The organism is Microbacterium trichothecenolyticum (assembly GCF_041938625.1).
GTDB lineage: Bacteria > Actinomycetota > Actinomycetes > Actinomycetales > Microbacteriaceae > Microbacterium > Microbacterium trichothecenolyticum_D.
Map to the genome: position 1 here is coordinate 3,775,418 of NZ_CP169427.1, position 19,391 is coordinate 3,794,808.

The 19,391-nt window shown below is 70.4% G+C and carries 19 protein-coding genes; 12 read left to right on the forward strand and 7 right to left on the reverse strand.

Translation table 11 applies throughout. The features are described 5' to 3' along the window. Nucleotides 1-4: 4 nt before the first annotated feature. The 3 genes from ACEYYH_RS17670 to ACEYYH_RS17680 form a co-directional block, all read right to left on the reverse strand. Entirely contained in the window at nucleotides 5-1,627 is a 1,623-nt protein-coding gene (locus ACEYYH_RS17670; protein ID WP_374975608.1) for a xylulokinase, read from the reverse strand. After that, nucleotides 1,624-2,376 carry an L-ribulose-5-phosphate 4-epimerase gene (locus ACEYYH_RS17675; protein WP_374975609.1) on the reverse strand — a complete coding sequence of 251 codons (753 nt, stop codon included), beginning with the start codon at nucleotides 2,374-2,376 and terminating at the stop codon, nucleotides 1,624-1,626. Before ACEYYH_RS17675 ends, ACEYYH_RS17670 begins: the two co-directional genes overlap by 4 nt. Before the next feature lie 167 nt (nucleotides 2,377-2,543). Continuing rightward, nucleotides 2,544-3,545 (reverse strand): LacI family DNA-binding transcriptional regulator, encoded by a 1,002-nt coding sequence (locus tag ACEYYH_RS17680; protein ID WP_374975610.1) that lies wholly within the window; start codon nucleotides 3,543-3,545, stop codon nucleotides 2,544-2,546. 260 nt (nucleotides 3,546-3,805) lie between these two features. Between ACEYYH_RS17680 and ACEYYH_RS17685 the strand changes: the two genes are divergently transcribed. The 8 genes from ACEYYH_RS17685 (at nucleotide 3,806) to ACEYYH_RS17720 (ending at nucleotide 12,566) form a co-directional block, all read left to right on the forward strand. Continuing rightward, the gene (locus ACEYYH_RS17685; RefSeq protein WP_374975611.1) at nucleotides 3,806-4,792 is read left to right on the forward strand and encodes an ABC transporter substrate-binding protein; all 987 of its coding nucleotides are present in this window, start codon (nucleotides 3,806-3,808) and stop codon (nucleotides 4,790-4,792) included. Nucleotides 4,793-4,903: 111 nt separating this feature from the next. Continuing rightward, nucleotides 4,904-6,439, forward strand: coding sequence for a sugar ABC transporter ATP-binding protein (locus ACEYYH_RS17690; RefSeq protein WP_374975612.1), 1,536 nt, complete (start codon nucleotides 4,904-4,906; stop codon nucleotides 6,437-6,439). Continuing rightward, entirely contained in the window at nucleotides 6,436-7,485 is a 1,050-nt protein-coding gene (locus tag ACEYYH_RS17695) for an ABC transporter permease (protein ID WP_374975613.1), read from the forward strand. Before ACEYYH_RS17690 ends, ACEYYH_RS17695 begins: the two co-directional genes overlap by 4 nt. Beyond that, nucleotides 7,482-8,501, forward strand: coding sequence for a sugar ABC transporter permease YjfF (locus tag ACEYYH_RS17700; RefSeq protein WP_374975614.1), 1,020 nt, complete (start codon nucleotides 7,482-7,484; stop codon nucleotides 8,499-8,501). The genes ACEYYH_RS17695 and ACEYYH_RS17700 overlap by 4 nt, the downstream gene beginning before the upstream one ends. Nucleotides 8,502-8,561: 60 nt before the next feature. After that, entirely contained in the window at nucleotides 8,562-10,079 is a 1,518-nt protein-coding gene (locus ACEYYH_RS17705) for a sugar ABC transporter ATP-binding protein (protein WP_374975615.1), read from the forward strand. Further along, complete coding sequence (locus ACEYYH_RS17710; protein WP_374975616.1) at nucleotides 10,072-11,106, forward strand: LacI family DNA-binding transcriptional regulator; 1,035 nt, start codon at nucleotides 10,072-10,074, stop codon at nucleotides 11,104-11,106. The genes ACEYYH_RS17705 and ACEYYH_RS17710 overlap by 8 nt, the downstream gene beginning before the upstream one ends. Nucleotides 11,107-11,148: 42 nt before the next feature. Beyond that, complete coding sequence (locus tag ACEYYH_RS17715) at nucleotides 11,149-12,000, forward strand: NAD-dependent epimerase/dehydratase family protein (RefSeq protein WP_374975617.1); 852 nt, start codon at nucleotides 11,149-11,151, stop codon at nucleotides 11,998-12,000. Then, on the forward strand, nucleotides 11,997-12,566 hold the full coding sequence (locus tag ACEYYH_RS17720; protein WP_374975618.1) for a DUF1992 domain-containing protein: 570 nt from the start codon (nucleotides 11,997-11,999) through the stop codon (nucleotides 12,564-12,566). The genes ACEYYH_RS17715 and ACEYYH_RS17720 overlap by 4 nt, the downstream gene beginning before the upstream one ends. 115 nt (nucleotides 12,567-12,681) lie before the next feature. On the opposite strand, the gene ACEYYH_RS17725 is transcribed toward ACEYYH_RS17720, so the two are convergent. Both ACEYYH_RS17725 and ACEYYH_RS17730 read right to left on the reverse strand, forming a co-directional pair. Then, nucleotides 12,682-12,972 (reverse strand): DUF4287 domain-containing protein, encoded by a 291-nt coding sequence (locus ACEYYH_RS17725; protein WP_374975619.1) that lies wholly within the window; start codon nucleotides 12,970-12,972, stop codon nucleotides 12,682-12,684. Between the two features lie 10 nt (nucleotides 12,973-12,982). Further along, a complete protein-coding gene (locus ACEYYH_RS17730; RefSeq protein WP_374975620.1) occupies nucleotides 12,983-13,369 on the reverse strand; it encodes a cupin domain-containing protein in 387 nt (128 codons plus the stop codon). A 71-nt stretch (nucleotides 13,370-13,440) separates the two neighbouring features. On the opposite strand from ACEYYH_RS17730, the gene ACEYYH_RS17735 reads away from it, so the two are divergent. Beyond that, nucleotides 13,441-14,430 carry a DUF5937 family protein gene (locus ACEYYH_RS17735; RefSeq protein WP_374975621.1) on the forward strand — a complete coding sequence of 330 codons (990 nt, stop codon included), beginning with the start codon at nucleotides 13,441-13,443 and terminating at the stop codon, nucleotides 14,428-14,430. A 144-nt stretch (nucleotides 14,431-14,574) separates the two neighbouring features. Continuing rightward, complete coding sequence (locus ACEYYH_RS17740; protein WP_374975622.1) at nucleotides 14,575-15,822, forward strand: MFS transporter; 1,248 nt, start codon at nucleotides 14,575-14,577, stop codon at nucleotides 15,820-15,822. A 9-nt stretch (nucleotides 15,823-15,831) separates the two neighbouring features. Here ACEYYH_RS17740 and ACEYYH_RS17745 read toward each other — a convergent pair whose 3' ends face one another. Further along, complete coding sequence (locus ACEYYH_RS17745; RefSeq protein WP_374975623.1) at nucleotides 15,832-16,866, reverse strand: potassium channel family protein; 1,035 nt, start codon at nucleotides 16,864-16,866, stop codon at nucleotides 15,832-15,834. Nucleotides 16,867-17,032: 166 nt separating this feature from the next. Here ACEYYH_RS17745 and ACEYYH_RS17750 point away from each other — a divergent pair, with 166 nt between their 5' ends. Together ACEYYH_RS17750 and ACEYYH_RS17755 are read left to right on the forward strand one after the other, a co-directional pair. Beyond that, the gene (locus ACEYYH_RS17750; protein WP_374975624.1) at nucleotides 17,033-17,407 is read left to right on the forward strand and encodes a PadR family transcriptional regulator; all 375 of its coding nucleotides are present in this window, start codon (nucleotides 17,033-17,035) and stop codon (nucleotides 17,405-17,407) included. A 1-nt stretch (nucleotide 17,408) separates the two neighbouring features. Next, nucleotides 17,409-18,788 carry a permease prefix domain 1-containing protein gene (locus tag ACEYYH_RS17755; RefSeq protein WP_374975625.1) on the forward strand — a complete coding sequence of 460 codons (1,380 nt, stop codon included), beginning with the start codon at nucleotides 17,409-17,411 and terminating at the stop codon, nucleotides 18,786-18,788. 116 nt (nucleotides 18,789-18,904) lie between these two features. Here ACEYYH_RS17755 and ACEYYH_RS17760 read toward each other — a convergent pair whose 3' ends face one another. Further along, nucleotides 18,905-19,372 (reverse strand): SRPBCC family protein, encoded by a 468-nt coding sequence (locus ACEYYH_RS17760; protein WP_374975626.1) that lies wholly within the window; start codon nucleotides 19,370-19,372, stop codon nucleotides 18,905-18,907. Between the last annotated feature and the right edge of the window lie 19 nt (nucleotides 19,373-19,391).

The following is a 19,391-nucleotide window of genomic DNA, read 5'->3' on the forward strand; positions in this document are numbered from 1 at the left end:
TGAGTCAGAGGGCGGAGACGGCGGCGGCTTCGAGGGCGAGGCCGGCGCGATAGCGGTCGAGGTAGGCCGCGAATCCCGCGACATCGGCGGGATCCGGTTCGGCGGTCGCGATCGCCGCGTCGGCGAAGACACGGTCGTCGAGATAGGAGGCGAGGGTGATCCCGGATGCTGCGGCCGCAGCATCCGTCATCGCCACCGCCCGTGCGTACGCGGCGAGCACCGCGATACCCCATGCGCCGCCTTCCGAGGCGGTGTCGCCGACCGACACCGGGGCGCCGAGCGCCCCGGCGAGGAAGCGCTGGGCGACGCCGGCGGTGCGGAACATGCCCCCGTGCGCGAACATGCGGTCGAGCGCCACACCCTCGCCGTCGAGCACGCGCATACCGAGCGCGAGGGTGCCGAAGACGCCGTAGAGCTGGGCGCGGATCGCGTTGGCGAGCGTGAGGCGGCTGTCAGGCGTGCGGACGAAGAGCGGACGCCCCTCGGTGAGCCCGGCGATCGGCTCGCCGGCGAGGTGGTTGTAAGCGAGCAGTCCACCGGCGTCGGCCTCACCGTCGAGCGCCTCGCGGAACAGGGTCTCGTACACTGCGTCGTCGGCGAGCGGGGTGCCGGCCGCCTCGGCGAAGCGTGCGAACATGCCGGCCCAGGCCGCGAGCTCGCTCGCGCCGTTGTTGCAGTGCACCATCGCGACGGTGTCGCCGACGGGAGTCGTGACGAGGTCGAGCTCGTGATGCACCTCGGCAAGGGGGCGCTCGAGCACGACCATCGCGAAGATGCTCGTGCCGGCGCTGACGTTGCCCGACCGAGGGGCGACGGCGTTGGTCGCCACCATGCCGGTGCCCGCGTCACCTTCCGGGGCGCAGAACGGGATGCCGGGGCGCAGTGAGCCGGAGGTGTCCAGCAGCGCCGCGCCCTCCGCCGTGAGCGTGCCCGCGGGCGCACCGGCGACGAGCGAAGCGGGGAGGAGCTCGGCGACGTGCGCGACGGGCAGCCGGCCGGCCGCGAGGGCGTCGTAGCGCGCGAGGAGGTCGGCGTCGTAATCGCGCGTCGCCGAGTCGATCGGGAACATGCCTGACGCGTCGCCGACGCCGAGTACCTTCTCGCCCGTCAGCTTCCAGTGGACGTAGCCGGCGAGCGTCGTGACGAACCGGATGTCGGTCACATGCGTCTCGCCGTCGAGCACGACCTGGTGCAGGTGCGCGATCGACCAGCGCAGCGGGATGTTCACCCCGAACGCCTCGCTGAGCTCGGCCGCAGCCGCACCGGTGTTCGTGTTGCGCCACGTGCGGAACGGCGCGAGCAGCTCGCCGGCCTCGTCGAAGGCGAGGTAGCCGTGCATCATCGCCGAGACGCCGATGGCCCCGAACGTGTCGGGCGCGACACCGTGGCGCTGCTGCGTGTCAGCGACGAGGTCGGCGTACGCCGCCTGGAGTCCCGACCACACGTCGTCGAGCGTGTAGGTCCAGAGGCCGCCCTCGTACCGGTTCTCCCACGCGTGCGACCCCACCGCGAGCACGGTCGCCGGGTCATCGGCGTCGACGAGACACGCCTTGATCCGCGTCGATCCGAACTCGACGCCGAGCGCGGTGCGGCCTTCGCGGATGGCCTGGGCGGCAGCATCCGTCATCGCCCGCCCTCCTCTTCGCGGCGCTCGTCGGTCGACTGCCCGTACACGTTCTGGTACCGGTCGTAGAGGCTGTCGATCGCGCTCTGCGGGATCGGGACGAGCGGACCCGCCTCCCGCGCGTAGTGCACGGTGCGGGCGACATCCTCGACCATGACGGCGGCTTTCACCGCGTCCTTGGCGGAGACGCCGATCGTGAACGGGCCGTGGTTCTGCATCAGCACCGCGCGCGAGCGGTGCCCGGTGAGCGTCTCGACGATGCCGCGGCCGATCGAGTCGTCGCCGATGATCGCGAACGGACCCACCGGGATCGGGCCGCCGAACTCGTCGGCCATCGCGGTGATGACGCACGGGATCTCCTCGCCGCGCGCGGCCCACGCGACGGCGAACGTCGAGTGCGTGTGCACCACTCCCCCGACCTCGGGCATGTTGCGGTACACGTACGCGTGCGCCGCGGTATCGCTCGACGGGCTGCGCTCGCTGCCGAGGCTCCCCGGGATGACGTTGCCGTCCAGGTCGCACAGGATCATGTTCTCGGGCGCGAGGTCGTCGTAGCTCACCCCGCTCGGCTTGATGACGAAGAGGTCGGCGCCGGGCACGCGCCCCGACACGTTGCCGCCGGTCCAGACGATGAGGTTGTAGCGGACGAGCTCGGCGTGCAGCTTCGCGACATCGGCGCGGACTTCGGCGATGGATGCCTCGACCTCAGGGCCGAACGTCGGGTCCGGCGTCGCCGGTTCGGGGCTGGTCACGGGGTCCTCCGTCGGGTCTCGTGTGGTGTCGGGGCACTCGGCCGCGATTGATGTTACCGGTAACATCAGCACTTGCCAACCTCGACTCCCGCCTGCTCGCCTGTCACGAGGCGCCGGCGCCGGCGACGCGTGGTGACAGGTGAGCAGGCTCGGCTCGCCCGGGAGGTTCAGTGGGGTGGTGCCGTCGAGGACCGCACGACGAGACGCGGGGGAGCGGGGACGGATGCTGCCTCCCCGAGCACCCCGGCGACCGCTCGGCGCGCCTCGCCGCCGAGGTCGAGACCGACCGTGGTGAGCGCCGGGCGGTAGTACGCAGCATCCGGGTTGTCATCGAAACCCACGATGCTCACGTCGCCCGGCACGTCGACGCCGGCCGCGCGGAGCCCCGCGATGAGCCCGAGGGCCATCTGGTCGTTCGCGACCGCGATCGCGGTCGGACCGCCGGGTGCGTGCAACGCGGCGGCGATCTCGGACGCCAGAGCGGCCCCCGATCCCGCCGTCCAGTCGCCGCCCCAGCGCGGACCCGGCTCGATCCCCGCGGCGGCGAGCGCGCGCAGCATGCCCGCCTCGCGGGAACGCGCCTCGAGCCATTCGTCGGGGCCGGCCACGCGGCCGACACGTCGATGCCCGAGGTCGAGGAGGTGCGAGATCGCGAGCGCCGCGCCCGCCTCCTGCTGGTCGGCGCCGGCGCCGGTGTGCAACGCCGTGATCGCGACACCGGGGTGAGCCTCGACCAGCGCGGTGAGCGTCGCCGCGTGGGGCGCGAGCACGATGAGCCCGTCGACCCCCTGCGCGAGCAGACGGTCGGCCGCGTCGCGGACGGATGCCTCGACCGAGGCGTCCGCGTACGCCGTCGCGATCCACCGCCCGGCATCACGGGCGGCCGTCTCGAGCGCCGCGATGCCGACGGCGGGCCCGTACAGGGTGGCGTCGGAGGCGATGACTCCGAGCGTGCGCGTCGTGCGGGTGCCGAGAGTGCGGGCGGCGTTGTTCACGCGGTAGCCGAGTTCGCCGATCGCCTGCAGAACGCGGTCGCGCGTCTCGGGGCGGATGTTGGGCTGTTCGTTGATGACGCGCGACACCGTCTGCGTCGAGACTCCCGCGGCGCGTGCGACGTCGCGCACCCCGATGCGCCGGGAGCCGGCGCGCGCGGGCGTGCTGTCGTCCATGGCGCACACCCTATCGACCACTCGGCACCCCTCGCCGCACCGATGTGCCCGTATGTGATCCCTCACTTTTGGTCATGGTGAGGCGTACAGGCGCTCGGCAGAAGATCAGACCACATCTCGCGTTACAAAACTGTTACCGCTAACATCTTGCCAGGGCATGGAATGTGAGGGCTAACATTCCATCGTCCGGCCGTACCGCAACGGCCGACGCCTACACCGAGCCGGCAGTGATGCCGGACCAGAACGAGGAGGTTTTGGAAATGCAGAAGAAGACGCTTCTCGCCGGGTTCGCGCTCCTGGGGGCTCTCGCCCTCACCGCGACCGGCTGCGCCGGAACAGACACCGGCGCCGGCGGCGACGGCGGGGGCGACGACGTCGTCACCGTCGGGTTCGCACAGACCGGGTCGGAGTCGGGCTGGCGCTCGGCGAACACCGAGTCGATGAAGGAGGCCTTCTCGGCCGAGAACGGGTTCGAGCTGATCTTCAACGCGGCCGACAACGACACGGCCGCCCAGATCGCCGCCGTGCGCGACTTCATCAATCAGGGCGTGGACGCGATCGTGATCGCCCCCATCGTCGAAGACGGCTGGGACGACGTGCTGCAGGAAGCGGCGGATGCCGGCATCCCCGTGGTCCTCGAGGACCGCACCGTCTCGGCGTCGGACGACCTCTACGCCAGCTGGGTGGGCCTGGACTTCAAGAAGGAAGGCGTCATGGCCGGCGAGTGGGCGGCAGAGACCTTCGCCGACACTCCGACCAAGATGGTGGTGCTCGAGGGAACGACCGGCTCCGCTCCGGCGAACGACCGGGCAGAGGGCTTCGACGAGGCTGTCGAGGGCACCGCGATCGAGAAGATCGACTCCCAGACGGGCGACTTCACCCGTGACGGCGGCAAGACGGTGATGGAGGGCTTCCTGCAGAAGTACGGCGTCGACGGCATCGACCTGGTCTATGCCCACAACGACGACATGGCCCTCGGCGCGATCGAGGCCATCGAGGCCGCAGGGGCCGAGCCCGGCGTCGACATCCAGATCGTGTCGATCGACGCGGTCAAGGACGGCATGCAGGCGCTCGTCGACGGCAAGATCAACTTCATCGTCGAGTGCAACCCGCTGCTCGGCGAACTCGCCGCCGGCCTCGTCACCGACGTCCTCGCCGGCAAGGACGTCGAGACAGAGGTCTACGTCGAGGACCAGACCTTCACGCAGGAGCAGGCGGCAGAAGTCATCGACAGCCGCCCGTACTGATCGCGCAGCCGATCCTGTATCAAGGTAGGTCGAAAGCACACCGCCGGGAGACCGTCGAGGTCTCCCGGCGGACGTGCCGACGCTGAAGCCCCGAAAGGCAGCTGAGTCACCATGTCCGCGGACACCGCAGTCCCGCCGGTCGTCGAGATGACCGGGATCACCATCCGTTTCCCCGGCGTGCTCGCCCTCGACCACGTCGATTTCACCCTCCGCCCCGGTGAGGTCCACTCCCTCATGGGCGAGAACGGCGCCGGCAAGTCGACCCTCATCAAGGCGCTCACCGGCGTGTACCCGATCGACGCCGGACAGATCGTCGTGAACGGGAGCGCGCAGCGCTTCGCAGGCACGGCCGACGCGCAGGCCGCCGGCATCTCGACCGTGTACCAGGAGGTCAACCTCTGCGGAAACCTGTCGGTCGGAGAGAACGTCATGCTCGGCCACGAGCCCCGCACCGCGAGGGGGATCGACTGGAAGGCCGTGCACCGCCTCGCCGCCGCGCACCTGCAGAGCCTCGGGCTCACCATCGACACGCGGTCGATGCTCTCGAGCCATTCGATCGCCATCCAGCAGCTCATCGCCATCGGACGGGCGATGGTGCTCGACGCGAAGGTGCTGATCCTCGACGAACCCACGTCGAGTCTCGATCGCAGCGAGGTGGAGCAGCTCTTCGGCGTCGTGCGCGACCTGCGCGACAAGGGCGTCGCGATCCTCTTCGTGAGCCACTTCCTCGACCAGATCTATGAGATCTCCGATCGGATCACGGTGCTCCGCAACGGCCGGCTCGTCGGTGAGCACCTGGTGAGCGAGCTGCCCCGAGGCGAGCTCGTCACGAAGATGATCGGCCGAGAGCTCGATGAGCTCACGGCCCTCGCCTCCGTCGCCGACCGGCCGATCGACCGCAGCGGCGTGCCGGTGCTGCGCGCGAGCGGTGTCGGCAGACGCGGCATGCTCGACCCCGTCGACCTCCAGGTCTACGACGGCGAGGTCGTCGGTGTCGCCGGGCTGCTCGGCTCGGGTCGCACCGAGCTGGTACGCCTGCTGTACGGCGCCGACCGCGCCGAGACCGGAGACATCGAGGTCGCCGGCCGGCCGGCGAAGCACTCCTCGCCGCGGCGGGCGATCGAGAACAAGATCGCGTTCTCGTCCGAGAACCGCCGTGCCGAGGGCATCATCGCCGACCTGACGGTGGCCGAGAACATCGTGCTCGGCATCCAGGCCCGCCGCGGCGCCATGCGCCGGATCACGAAGACGGAGGCCGACGCCGTCGTGGCCGAGTACATCGAGGCGCTGGGCGTCCGCCCCGCCGACCCGACGATGCTCGCCGGAAACCTGTCGGGCGGCAATCAGCAGAAGGTCCTGCTCGCCCGATGGCTCGCGACCGCTCCCGAGCTGATCGTGCTCGACGAGCCCACCCGCGGGATCGACGTCGGCGCGAAGGCCGACATCCAGCGCAAGGTCGCCGAACTCAGCGCCCAGGGCCTCTCGGTCATCTTCATCTCATCCGAGTTGGAGGAGGTGCTGCGGATCGCACAGCGGATCGTCGTGATGCGCGACCGCCGCAAGATCGGCGAGCTGGACTCGAGCGACGTCGATCTCGACGGGCTCATCGACTACATCGCCAACCAACCCGAGGAGAGTGCGGCATGAAGGCGCTCATGAGGCACCGGCTGTTCTGGCCGATCGTCGCCCTGCTCGCTCTGATCGCGATCAACACCATCGCCCGCCCGCAATTCATCCTCGTGACCCTGCGCGACGGCGAGCTGTACGGGGCGCTCATCGACATCCTCCGCAACAGCGCCCCGCTCATGCTCGTCGCCCTCGGCATGACGATCGTGATCGCGACCCGCGGCATCGATCTCTCGGTCGGCGCGATCATGGCCGTCTCGGGCGCCGTTGCACTCACGATCATCGACGGCTCGCCCGATCCCGGCAATCTCGGCACGGTCGCGGTCGCCCTCCTGGTCGCGCTCGCGGTGTCGCTCGTGCTCGGTGCCTGGAACGGCTTCCTGGTCGCCGTCGTGGGGATCCAGCCGATCATCGCGACGCTCGTGCTCATGCTCGCCGGCCGCGGCATGGCCTTGCTGATCACCGAGGGCTTCATCACGACGGTCAACAGCCAGCCGTACGAGTTCCTGGCGACGGGCTACCTCATCGCACTCCCCTTCGCCCTTCTCATCTGGGTGATCGCCGCCGTCGTGATCGCCCTGCTCGAACGGCGTACGGCGCTGGGCATGCTGACGGAGGCCGTCGGGATCAACCCGGAGGCGAGCCGGCTCGCGGGCGTCCGGGCCCGCGGCATCGTGTTCGGCGCGTACGCCGCCAGCGGACTGCTCGCCGGCATCGCCGGAATCATCTACAGCTCCAACATCCGCGCCGCGGATGCGAACGCGGCCGGGCTGTTCATCGAGCTCTACGCGATCCTGGCCGTCGTCCTGGGCGGCACCTCCCTCATGGGGGGCAAGTTCACCATCGCCGGCACGGTCATCGGCGTGCTCACGATCCAGACGCTGGAGGCGACCATCCTCTTCCTCGGTGTGCCTTCGGCGCAGAGTCCCGTGTTCTTCGCGCTCGTCGTCATCGTCGTCGTGCTCGTCCAGTCGCCTCGGCTTCATCGCTGGGCGCGGAGCGCGCTCAGCTCGGCGAGATCCCGCAACCGATCCGACGCCGACGCCCGGACGGGGGTGGCATCGTGACCAAGAGCCTCGAGGCGACCGGACTTCGCACCGCGCACGCGTCCCGCTATGCGACGTTCATGAGCAGGCACGCGTCGCTGATGCCCACGTTCGCCGCGGTCGCGATCCTCATCGTGCTGCTCATCGGCGCCCAGGCGCGGTTCCCCCGGTTCCTCAGCCCGGGCAACCTCTCGGCGCTGCTCCTGGACAACGCCTACCTCGTCGTGCTCGCCGTCGGCTTGACCTTCGTCATCCTCACCGGAGGCATCGACCTGTCCGTCGGGTCGGTGATGGCGTTCACGGGCATCCTGGGGGCGAGTCTGCTCTCGCAGGGAGTACCGGCCGTCGTCGCGATCCCGGTGATGCTCGTCGCCGGCGCCGTCATCGGCCTGCTGGTCGGCATCCTCGTCCAATACTTCGGCGTCCAGCCGTTCATCGCCTCTCTCGCCGGCCTCTTCCTCGCCCGGGGACTGGCATTCGTCGTGAGCCTGTCATCGATCAGGGTGGAGGACCCGGTCGTCCTGTGGCTTCAGCGCACGCGCTTCAGCGTCGCCGGCTGGTACATCACGCCCACCGGGATCATCGCGCTGCTGGTCGTGGCGATCGCGTTCGTGGTGCTCTTGTGGTCCCGGTTCGGCCGCACGGTGTACGCGATCGGCGGCAACGAGCAGTCCGCCCGGCTGATGGGGCTCAACGTCGCGCGCACCAAGATCGCGGTGTACGTCATCAGCGGGCTCTGCGGCGGGCTGGCCGGGCTGCTGCTCACCGCGTACTCCGGGGCCGGCTACCCGCGCAACGGGATCGGCACCGAACTCGACGCGATCGCGGCCGTGGTCATCGGCGGCACGCTCCTCACCGGCGGCACCGGCTACGTGCTGGGCTCGCTGATCGGCGTGCTGGTCTACGGGACGATCAAGAAGCTGATCTCCTTCATGGGCGCCGAACAGGCCTGGACCCAGATCATCATCGGAGCACTGCTGCTCCTGTTCATCGTCGTCCAGCGCGTGATCGTCGCGCGGTCGCAGCGTCGCAGGTAGGAGGGCGACACCACGTCTGCGCACAGCGGCCGCGCCTCACTCCGCCGGGATAATGGCCTGATGGACGAGGCGCGGCCGATGCTGCAGCTCTCCGGGGCGACGGTGCGCTTCGGGGCTGATGCCGCGATCGACGGCGTCGATTTCCGCCTCTTCCCCGGCGAGGTGCACTCGCTCATGGGCGAGAACGGGGCAGGCAAGTCGACGCTCATCAAGGCGATCACCGGCGCGCTCCCCTTGGACGCGGGGGTCCTCTCCCTGTCCGGTCGCGTCGTCCACTTCAGTTCACCGCACGATGCCCAGGCCGCCGGGATCAGCACGGTGTACCAGGAGATCGACCTCCTGCCGAACGTCTCCGTCGCCGAGAACATCGCGCTGGGTCGCGAGCCGCGGCGCGCCGGCATGATCGACTGGCGCCGGATGCGGCGCGAGGCCCATGAGGTGCTGAGCGACCTCGGGCTCGACATCGACCCCGGGTCGCGGCTGGGCACGCATTCGCTCGCGGTGCAGCAGCTGGTGGCGATCGCCCGTGCGATCTCGACCGACGTGCGCGTCCTCGTGCTCGACGAGCCGACGTCGAGTCTCGACCTCGACGAGGTCGCCGAGCTCTTCCGCGTCATCCGCGATCTCAAGCAGCGCGGCGTCGCGATCCTCTTCGTGTCGCACTTCCTCGACCAGGTCTACGAGATCTGCGACCGGGTGACCGTGTTGCGCGACGGCAGGTTCATCGGCGAATACCTCACGCGCGAGCTGCTGCGCATCGACCTGGTGCAGGCGATGCTCGGCCGCACGGCGACCGCCCTCGCAGCGGCGCCGCGGGCGGACGACGGCACCGAGACGCCGCGTCCGGCGCTCACCGCACGAGGGGTCACCGCAGGCCCCGGCATCCGCGACGCGGATCTCGACCTGAATGAGAGCGAGGTGCTCGGCGTGGCGGGCCTCCTCGGCTCAGGACGCACGGAACTCGCCCGCGCGCTGACCGGGATCGATCGCGTCGACGGCGGGGTGATCCGCATCGAGGGCTCCGGTGCGACGCCCTCCGGACCTCGATCGGCGATCTCGCTGGGGGTCGTGTACTCGTCCGAGAACCGCCGTACCGAGGGGATCATCAGCGAGCTGAGCGTGCTCGAGAACATCACTCTCGCACTCCAGGCCGACAGGGGCATGATGCGCCGCATCCCGCCCGCTCGTCAGCGCGAGCTCGCCGCGAGCTGGGTCGAGGCGCTCGACATCCGCCCTCCCGACCTCGATCGCCCTGCCGGCACGCTCTCGGGCGGCAATCAGCAGAAGGTGCTGCTCGCGCGTCTGCTCGCGCTGTCGCCGCGCGTGCTGGTGCTCGACGAGCCCACCCGCGGAATCGACGTCGGCGCGAAGGTCGAGATCCAGAACCTGGTGGGCGAGATGGCCGCGAACGGACTCTCGGTGATGTTCATCTCGGCCGAACTCGAGGAAGTGCTCCGCGTGGGGCATCGCGTCGCGATCCTGCGCGACGGCCGGATCGTCGACACGCTTCCCTCGGAGTCCCTCACCGTCGACTCGCTCCTCGCCCTCGTCGCCCGACCGGAAGAGCTCGATGAGTGACCCTCGTGTGACGGCCGACGACGGATCGACGCGGGCCGCGAACATCTTCGACGTCGCCCGTCTCGCAGGGGTGTCGCACCAGACGGTCTCGCGCGTCATCAACGACCTCCCGAACGTGCGTCCCGCGACCCGCGCCCGCGTGGAACAGGCCATCGCCCAGCTGCGGTACAGCCCCTCCCCCGCCGCTCGCGCCCTCGTCACCCGGCGCACGCGCACCATCGGCCTGGTCACACCGGGTGTGCCCGATTACGGCCCGACGTCGATCGCGACGCACTTCAACATCGCAGCGCGCGCGGCGCGTTACAGCGTCGACACCGTCAGCGCGGTCGACCCGGATCCCGCGGCGATCAAGGGCGTGGTCGAGGGGCTGCTGCGTCAGCGGGTGGATGCCGTCGTCCTCATCGTCGTCGACATCGGAGTGCTGGAGGTGGTGCGCGGGCTGGACCTCAGCATCCCGCTCGTCGCCGCGACCGCGGCGGCGAGACGGGGGCCGCACATCGTGTCCATCGACCAGTACCGCGGCGCCCGGTCCGCGGTGCGCCACCTCGCCGAGCTCGGTCACACGCGCATCCTGCACCTTGCGGGCCCTACGCGCGCGCCGGATGCGCTCGAGCGCATCCGGGGGTGGCGGGACGAGCTCGCCGAGCGCCGGCTCGAGATCGTCGAGCCGCATCACGGCGACTGGTCGGCGGCCAGCGGCCACCGGGTCGGGCTCGAGCTCGACATCGCGCCGGGCAGCGCCGTGTTCGTCGGAAACGACCACATGTCGATCGGCCTGCTGTCGGCGCTGCGTGAGCGCGGCCTGCGGGTTCCGGAGGACGTCAGCGTCGTCGGCTTCGACGACGTCCCGGAAGCGGGGTTCCTCTACCCACCCCTCACCACGGTGCGTCAGGACTTCGGCACGCTGGGCGAGCTCATCATGCAGAAGGTGCTGGTCGCGGTCGAGGAGCCCGACAGCGTCACCGAGGACACGCCGCTGCCGACGCACCTGATCGTCCGCGAGTCGACCAGCCCGCCCGGGCCCTGATCCGACCGGCCCGCCGCCCGGCGGAGGTGGCAGGCTGGAGTCATGCGCATCGCCCTCACCGGTTCGTCCGGCAAGCTCGGCACCGTCGTCGCCCGCGAACTGCGCGCCGCCGGCTACGACGTCATCGGCATCGACGTCGTCGGCACCCGCGGCCCCGACTTCGTGCAGGTCGACCTCACCGACTACGGCCAGGTCGTCGACGCCCTCGCCGCCGTGAACGACCGCCACGACGGGTTCGACGCCGTCGTGCATCTCGGGGCCATCCCGGCCCCCGGCATCCGTTCCGATGTCGCGACGTTCCACAACAACATGAACGCGACGTTCAATGTGTTCTGGGCGGCCGTGCGGCTCGGCATCCGTCGCATCGTCTACGCGTCGAGCGAGACGGTGCTGGGGCTGCCGTTCGACGTGCCCCCGCCGTACATCCCGGTCGACGAGGAGTACCCGCCGCGCCCCGAGTCGGTGTACTCGCTCGTGAAGACCCTCGAGGAGCGCATGGCGGTCGAGCTGGTGCGCTGGCACCCCGACCTGTCGATCACCGGCCTGAGGTTCTCGAACGTGATGGTGCCGGAGGACTATGAGGCGTTCCCCTCGTACGACGACGATGCGCTGAAGCGCAAGTGGAACCTCTGGGGCTACATCGACGCGCGCGACGGCGCGCAGGCGGTGCAGCGCGCGCTCGAGGTCGCGCCCGCGGGCTTCGAGACGTACATCATCGCGGCCGCCGACACCGTGATGTCACGCCCCAACGCCGAGCTCGTCGCCGAGGTCTTCCCCGGCGTCGAGACCCGCGAGTTCGGCGAGCATGACACGCTCCTGTCGATCGACAAGGCCCGGCGCCTCTTGGGCTACGACCCGCAGCACTCGTGGCGGGATCACGTCTCGGACTCATGAGCGACGACCCGCGCCTTGCTGCCGCCCGCTACCGTGCGGCGCACCGCGGCGAGGCTGAGGACGGAACGGATGCCGCGTCCCAGGGCTCGCAGGCGGCGCGGGCGTATTCGGCGGCCGATCGGGCGGCGGTCGTCGAGACGGCGATCCAGCAGGCGATCCGCCGGGGCGAGTTCGACGATCTGCCCGGCGCAGGCAAGCCGATCCCCGGACTCGGTGAGACCCACGACCCCGACTGGTGGATCCGCCGCAAGATCGAGACCGAGCAGCTGAGCGGCCTCGGCCCGCCGGCGCTCATGCTGCGGGTCGAGAACGTCGAGCTCGACGCGAAGCTCGACGACCTCTCCCACGAGGCCGACGTGCGCGAAGCCCTGGAGGATTTCAACCGCCGCGTGATCGAGGCGCGACGTCAGCTGCTGGGCGGCCCGCCCGTCGTGACCCCCACGCGCGATGTCGACGCCGAGGTCGCCGCGTGGCGCGATCGCCGCGAGGCGCGCGCCGCCGTTCCTCAGGACGCCACGGATGCTGTGCCCCGCCGTCGCCCGTGGTGGCGGCGCCCGCGCGGGTAAGTCCCCTCCGGTGCGGGGCGCATCCCGCGCGTTCGGGGCGCATCCCGCGCGTTCGGGGCGCACCGCGTGCGCCCCGAACGGGAGCGGTGCGCCCCGAACCCGGCGCGGACCTGAGTCAGGGATTCGGGTTCGTCGCCTTGCCGTCGAGCCACAGCGTGTTCGACGGATCGCTGTGGGTGGTGTCGGTGCCGACGTGCTTGTCGCTGATCTGCGGACCCTTGGTGATGACGTGCACCAGGGCCATCGCGTGGCCGCGGCCGAGACCGTAGTCGGCCGCGAGCCACTCGATGATCGGTGTGGACTTGGTGTTCTCGTCGAAACCCTTCTCATGCGCCTTCTCGATGAGCTGACGCGGCGTGAGGCCGGTCTTCGTCTCGATGTTGTCGAGATATGCCTGGAACGACATGCGGTTCTCCTCAGCTGCCGGTGGACGGGATGTCGAGCACTCCAGGAGCATCCTGCCACTCCTGGATGATGCGGGCGGAGGCGTGGATGCACAGCACCCGCAGTCGCCCGCTGCCGCAGTTCTTGAAGCCGTGCCACGCGCCCGCCGGCGCGGTGGCCGTGTCGCCGGCGACCGCGTGGAGCGTCTCGCCGTCGACCGTGATGCGTGCCTCGCCCTCGAGGAGCACCCACGTCTCGGGGTACGGGTGGCGGTGGATGTCGGGTCCCTGCCCCGGTTCGTTGTCGACGAAGAAGTACGACACACCGGCGCCGTGCTCGGCGCCGATGAAGCGGCGCAGGGTGCCCGTGCCGACGCGGGTGTCGGCGGCGTGGACGATGTCCGGGATCGCGATGCTCATGGGGTGCTCCCTCTGGTCGGTGATGTGATCCCACCCTCCTCGGCTCCGTGCGTGGACCCTATAGTTTCGATGTGGATCGAAAGTTCGTCGACTTCCAGCTCGCCCCGGACGACCTCACCGCGATCCGATTCGGAATCTCGCCCGGTCACGAGCTCTGCCATGCGGTGCGTGCGATGCTCCGGCCCGACGAGTACCCCCTGCAGTGGGGATGGATGCGGGCGACCCGCGGTGCGATCCCGCGCGACGACTTCGACCTGCTCGCGTTGCTGATCCGCGAGGAGGGCTACTTCCCTGACTTCCTCACCACGACCCCGACCTGGGAGCTCACCCCCGAGGCGGAGGCCGAGCGCCTGCGCGACATCGGCGACGAGCGCTTCGAAGTCGACATGACGAAGGTGCTCGTCCGCACCCACGGCGCCCGCCGCGCCGCTGTGCAGCGAATGCTCGATCAGCCCGACCGCGCCCGCCCGATGATCGCCGAGGCATGGCTGTCCGTCTGGAACGCCGGCATTGCCCCGGTCTGGACGCAACTCGAGCGGCTGCTGCGCGCCGACATCGCGGTGCGCTCGCGCCGCATCGCCGAGAGCGGCATCGGCGCGATGATCCAGGGGCTGCACGACCGCGTCGCGTGGTCGGACGGAGCCGTGCGCGTCACGATGCGCATCTGGAGCGAGGTGGTCGACTGCCGCGGGAGCGGCCTCGTGCTCGTGCCGTCGGTGATGGGCGCGACAGGATGCTTCGTCCTCACCGAACCGCCGGCGCAGCCGACGCTCTTCTACCCCGCGCACGGCGTGACAGCGACGTGGGCGCGGGACCCCGCCGACGTATCCTCCGCACTCGGCGCGCTGCTCGGCCCCGCACGCGCGCGCATCCTGCTCGACGCGCACGAGCCGCGCACGACCTCGCAGGTCGCACGCGACACCGCGCTCGCCCTGTCGACCGCCTCGCACCATCTCACCGTGCTGCGCGACGCGGGTCTGGTCGCCAGCGCCCGCGACGGCGCCCGCGTGCTGCACCGCCGCACCCCGCTCGGCGAGGCGATGATCGGCGCCGTGCTCTGATCCGCCCCGGCCAGGCCCCACTCAGGTGGGCCACGGTAGACTGGCCGCGCCCATTTCGATGTGCATCTACCTGTCTGCGGCTCCCCGGCTGCGCACAAGGCGGCACCAACAGCCGCCGACCCTCGGCGCTTGGCCAGGAGCAAGATGCACACGACATTCGTCGAGACCGACACCTCTGCGCGCGGCGCCGTTCGGCGCCCGAGCCTCATCCGGGAGGCCGGCTACGCATACTTCCCGATCGCGCTGATCGCGCGCCTGCCGTTCGCCATGATGGTGGTCGGCATCCTGACCCTCGTCGTCTCGGCGCGCGGATCTCTCGCGCTCGCCGGCGCGACGAGCGCCATGACGGGCCTGGGCACCGCCCTCGTCGGGCCGCTGCTGGGCGCCGCCGCCGACCGCTTCGGCCAGCGCCGCGTGCTGCTGATCGCGGGCGCGGCCAACAGCGCGATGCTCGTGACACTGGCGTGGCTGGCTTTCGCGCCGGTTCCGGATGCTGCGCTCCTCGCTGTCGCGTTCTTCATCGGCGCGACCATGCCCCAGGTCGCGCCGCTCTCGCGCAGCCGCCTTGTCGGCATCATCGGCCGCGCGTACCCGACGCAGCGCCGCAGGCCGGTCGTCGACGGAGCCATGGCGTACGAGTCCGCGGCAGACGAGATCGTGTTCGTGTTCGGCCCGGTGATCGTGGGCCTCCTCGCGACGACGCTCAACCCGGCCGCTCCGGTGATCGGCGCCGCCGTGCTCGGACTGGTCTTCGTGAGCGCGTTCGCCCTGCACCCCACGGCGCAGACCGTCACGGCCGCCGTGGGCGCCGCGCGTCCGGAGCAGGCGCCCGTGCGCGACCTGTTCCGCCCGCGCGTGCTCGCGCCCGTGGCGGGCGCGCTGGGCATGGGCCTGTTCTTCGGGGCGATGCTCACGTCCCTCACGGCGTTCATGGCCGAGCGCGGCGTGCCCGAGCAGGCCGGGCTCGTCTACGGCGCGATGGGCATCGGCTCTGCGGCCCTCGCCCTCGGCGTGGCCCTGTTCCCGGCACGGTTCGCGCTGCGCGCCCGCTGGCTGACGTTCGCCTCGATCCTCGTCACGGGCACGATCGCGCTCCCGTTCGTCGGGAGCATCGGCGCGATCGCGGTCTGCCTCCTCGTGATCGGCGTCGGCATCGGACCGACGCTGGTCACGCAGTACAGCCTCGCCGCCGCGTTCAGCCCGCGCGGCCGCTCGGCCACCGTGATGACGATGCTCGGCTCTGCCATCGTCGTGGGTCAGTCCGCAGCATCCGCCCTCACGGGACTCGTCGCCGACGCCGCCGGCTCCGGCACCGCGCTCGTCGCGCCGCTGGTCGCGGCGTCGGTGGTACTCGCCGCGGGCGTCTGGAACGCCCTGGCCTCGCGCGGCTGACGGCGCCTGCTAGCGAGTCGCGTCGGCGAGGAGCCGGCGCATCTCGGCCATGGCCTCCTCGGACTGGGCGAGCAGCACGCGGAGGCGCTCGACGGTCTCCTCGGATTCTTCCGCCCGGACCTCGGGCTCGATCCCCGGCGACTCCGGCGTTCCCGCGATCGGCGCTCCGGGCCCGCTCTCAGCCGCCGCGCCGGCCTTGACGGCTCCGGCCACGGCCCCTGCCGCGACCCCCTTGGCCGCGTGATCGGCGATCGACGGCTGGCCCGCCTCGGTGCGCGCGGCGCTCGTGTCGTCGGCCGGCGCCGGGGTCGCAGCATCCGTCTCTCCCTCTTCTGCGGCCTTGCGAGGGCCGAGGAAGAGGTTCGCGAGATAGCCGGTGAAGGTACCGAAGATGCCGACGCCCACGATGATGATGAGTGTGCCGATCATGCGGCCGGCGTTGGTGACGGGGTACTGGTCGCCGTAGCCGACCGTCGAGATCGTGACGAGCGTGTACCAGAGCGCGTCCGACGCGGTCGTGATGTTGGCGCCGTCGGCGTCCTCTTCGACGTAGAGGATCGAGATGCTGCCGAACTGCAGCACGAGGATGCCCATGAGCAGCAGGGTCATGAGGGCGCTGTTCGCGCGGTCGTGGATGAGGGTCGTCCAGACGGTCCGCGGGCCGAGCTCGCGCAGCAGGCGGAAGACCCGCAGCAGGCGGAACAGTCGCAGGATCTTGAACTGCGGGAACGGCAGGCTCGCCAGCAGGTCCGCCCAGCCGAAGCCGCGGAAGAAGTAGCGGGACGCCTTCGGCGCGGTCGAGATGCGGTAGATGAAGTCGCCGAGGAAGATCGCGCTGAACAGGGCGTTCATCACCGACAGCACGAGCTCGAGTGCGCTGTCGCCGCTCACCGCGTAGACGAGCACCAGGTTGAAGATCGACAGGATCGACAGCGCGCCGATGAAGATCTCGTACGCGGTGTTCTTCAGCTCGGAACGGGCGTCCGCGCGGGCCTTCGCACGTGCACGTGAACGCTCGCGGATCTCGGAGAGGGAACGGGCCATGGCGAGGCTCCTCGGGTCGGGCGGGGCCGGATGCGTCCGGCTGTGGCCCCATTTTGCTCGCACCCCCGGCCGACGTGCGACCGCCACGCGATATCGCGATGCATACCTTGCAGTTCTAGGTAACTTGTACTTCTATGTATCTAGAACTTCTCGGCAGGAGGACGACGTGAAGATCGGCAAAGACCTGGTCGCCGCCGCGGCGACGCCGATGGTGCTCGGCATCCTCGCGGAGGGCGAGTCGTACGGCTACGCGATCCTGCAGCGCGTGGGCGAGCTGTCGGGCGGCGAGCTCGAGTGGAGCGACGGCATGCTGTACCCGCTGCTGCACCGGCTCGAACGGCTCGGGCACGTGGAGTCGTCGTGGGGCGCCTCCCCGGCCGGGCGACCCCGCAAGCACTACCGGCTCAGCCAGACCGGGCGCGCGGCGTTCGCCGAGCAGCGGCAGCAGTGGGCGGTGGTGAGCCGGGCCCTGCAGCGCGTGTGGTCGGATCGCGACGGCGGCACGGACTTCGCCGGCATCCCGGCCTTCGGAGGGGCCTGACATGACCGAAGATCTCGACCCCCGCATCGAAGACCAGATCTCGACGTGGCGCGCGTACGTCTCGCGCCCCGAGGCGATCGACGGCCGCGACGTCGACGAGCTCGAGGACCACCTGCGCGGCCAGATCGACCGGCTCGAGGCATCCGGCCTCGACGGCGACGAAGCGTTCCTCGTCGCGGTGAAGCGGCTCGGCGGCCTCGACGACCTCTCGCGCGAGTTCGCGCGCGAGCACTCCGAGCGGCTCTGGAAGCAGCTGATGTTCCGGGACGAGCCGCGTGCGCCCCGCACCGGCGGCGGACTGCTGCTCGCCGTCGGACTCGCGATGGGCGCCGCCCTCGCGGTGAAGATCCCGGCGCTGTTCGGCATCGAGTTCGCGGAGAACGGCGACTTCTACGGCCGCTGGTACGCGCTGCTGGTGCTGCCCTTCCTCGCGGCGTACTTCCTGGTGCGGCGCAAGGCGTCGCTCGCCACGATCGCGGTCGTGGCCGTGCCGTTCGTCGCGGCGGCCGTCGTGATGGCGGTCTACCCGTTCGCCCCGGGCGGCGCGACGCTCATGCTCGCGGCGACACATCTCGTCGTGGTGCTGTGGCTGGTGACCGGCGTCGCCTATGTCGACGGGCGCGTCAGGTCGAGCCGCGCCCGCATGGACTTCATCCGCTTCACCGGCGAGTGGGTCGTCTACCTCGCGCTCATCGCCCTCGGAGGCGGTGTGCTCATCGCGCTCACGATGGGCGTCTTCGCCGCGATCGACCTCGACGCCGGCTGGTTCGTCGAAGAGGTCATGGTGCCGTGCGGCCTCGCGGGCGCCATCATCGTCGCGGCGTGGCTGGTCGAGGCGAAGCAGAGCGTCATCGAGAACATCGCCCCGGTGCTCACGAAGCTCTTCACGCCGCTGTTCACACTGCTGCTGCTCGCGTTCATCGTCGCCGGCTTCATCCAGGGCAACCTCATCGACGACAGCACGACCGAGGTGTTCGGCCAGCGCGACCTGCTCATCCTCTTCGACATCGTGCTGGTCGTGGTGGTCGGCCTGCTGCTCTACGCCCTCTCTGCGCGCGATCCGCTGGCGCCGCCCTCCTGGTTCGACCGGATGCAGCTCGTCATGGTCGTCGCGGCGCTCGTGGTCGACGTCATGGTGCTCGTCGCGATGGTCGGACGCATCGCCGAATGGGGCGCGAGCCCCAACAAGCTGGCCTCGCTCGGACTCAACGTCATCCTGCTCGCGAACCTCGCCGGCGCCGCATGGCTGCAGCTGCGCTTCGCGATGCATCGGGCGCCGTACGAGCGTCTCGATCGCTGGCAGACCGGCTTCATGCCCGTCTACCTCGCCTGGGCGGCGATCGTCGTGGTCGTCTTCCCGCCGCTCTTCGGGTACGTGTAGGAGGAGAGGAACGGATGCTGCGACCCGGCGCTCAGCGCCGGGTCGCAGCATCCGTCTCACCACCCCTTCGCGCGAGAGGTCCCCCGCTGCGCGAAGCCTGTGGGCGCACCGCGGGGTCAGGGCGCCGTGCCGCCGTGGATCTCGCCGCGCCAGCTGCCGGTCTCACGACCGCGCTCCTCGATGAAGTCCTTGAACCGCTCGAGGTCCTTCTTCACCGCGTGCTCGTCGATGCCCAGCGCCGCGCCGGTCTTCTCCGTGAACGTCTCGGGCGTCCAGGTCATCTCGAGGGCGACCGTGGTGCGGTCGCCGAGCGACTGGAAGCTCACCCGTCCGCTGTGCACGGCCTCACCCTGGCTCGCCCACGCAATGTGGTCGTCGGGCACCTGATCTGTGATCGTGGCGTCGAACTCGCGCTCGACCCCGCCGATCTTCACGACCCAGTGCTGACGCCGGTCGCCGAGCTGGTCGATGCGCTCCACCGCGGACATGAACCGCGGGAACTCCTCGAACTGGGTCCACTGGTCGTACACCGCGCGGATCGGGGCGTCCACGTCGGTCTCTGCTGTCACCGTGCTGGTTGCCATGACGGCTCCTCTCATCGGG